This window comes from Bartonella sp. AP40SXNS, assembly GCF_042195825.1.
Lineage (GTDB): Bacteria > Pseudomonadota > Alphaproteobacteria > Rhizobiales > Rhizobiaceae > Bartonella.
In genome coordinates this window covers 1-1026 of record NZ_JBHIPB010000085.1, presented here as the reverse complement: position 1 = coordinate 1026, position 1026 = coordinate 1, and the positions used below count along the sequence as shown (strand labels likewise).

Below are 1026 nucleotides of genomic sequence, written 5' to 3'. Positions count from 1 at the left end.
TTTGTAGTCTTCATATTTGCTCGTAGGCAATCCTTTTGTAGTTTTATTGAGTATGTTGTAAATGTTTGATGCGGTGACTTTACCCAAGCGTGCTTGGAACCATTCTGCTGTTCTTTGTTTCATCTCACACCGCCGTTCTTTGTTCTTGTGGTCCATATTCGATATCTTGGACGTGAATATATTCGGCATCTTGTATAGGCGCCTCTATTTGCTTTTGTTGTAGGAAAGATTGTTCTTTTTCATGCTGTCTCTTTTGCAAAATATCCAAAATCCTTTGTGCTATTTCATCAGGAAGATCTTCAAGCCTGTCGACTTGTGCATAATCAAGCACTTTTTCTTCTTCTGTTTGAGTGATGTTTATTAATTGTTTGATTTGCATAAGCACATCATAAGAAACTAACTTCATTTGTACGTTATGGTTTGTTTCATTGATACGTTTTGCTTCATCTTCTTCATAAATACCGGAAAGCCCGAAAGCATAGCGAGCACACTGTATAGTAGCTTTATGGCGCAACATACGTGCGGGGTATTTTTTCCAAGGGTCACTGTGGCCTTGTTCGCATTCTTTGAGATATTCGGTGACTTCGATAGGGTCTTTAATGCCTTTGAGACGAATAGCACATTTGATAGCAATGAGATTCCCGTCTTTATTGAGTTGATCTTGAAAGGTCATGCCATCAAAGTCAGGATTTGATTTGATGATCTTTATCCAACCGTCAATAGAAACAACGGGTATGATGCCGCCGCCTTTTTTAGGGAGAGCATAGATTTCTTTTGTTAAAGGGTTAAGTCCATAAGTATTGGCAACAAAAAGAAAAACGGCAAATTCTGCATCAGAGATGGCATTAGCATTTTTATCTCCAATACAAGTTTTTATGATTGTGGTTCGAAATTCTTCAGCAGAAAATCCATATTTTCCTGCCATTTCTTTTAAAAAAGTAGAATTTGTCATTATTGTTTCCTTGATTTGCGCGCAATTCCCCCGTGGCGTGAATCACGCTTGTGTTTAAAAATGGTTGGTTGTTA

At 37.9% G+C, this 1026-nt stretch carries 1 protein-coding gene and 1 pseudogene; both read right to left on the bottom strand.

All coding sequences use genetic code 11. From position 1 onward, the window contains the following. Window positions 1-123, bottom strand: a pseudogene (locus ACFILZ_RS09860) (exonuclease); the annotation flags it as partial. 1 nt (window position 124) lies between these two features. After that, the gene (locus ACFILZ_RS09855) at window positions 125-952 is read right to left on the bottom strand and encodes a recombinase RecT (protein WP_375611064.1); all 828 of its coding nucleotides are present in this window, start codon (window positions 950-952) and stop codon (window positions 125-127) included. Window positions 953-1026 lie beyond the last annotated feature (74 nt).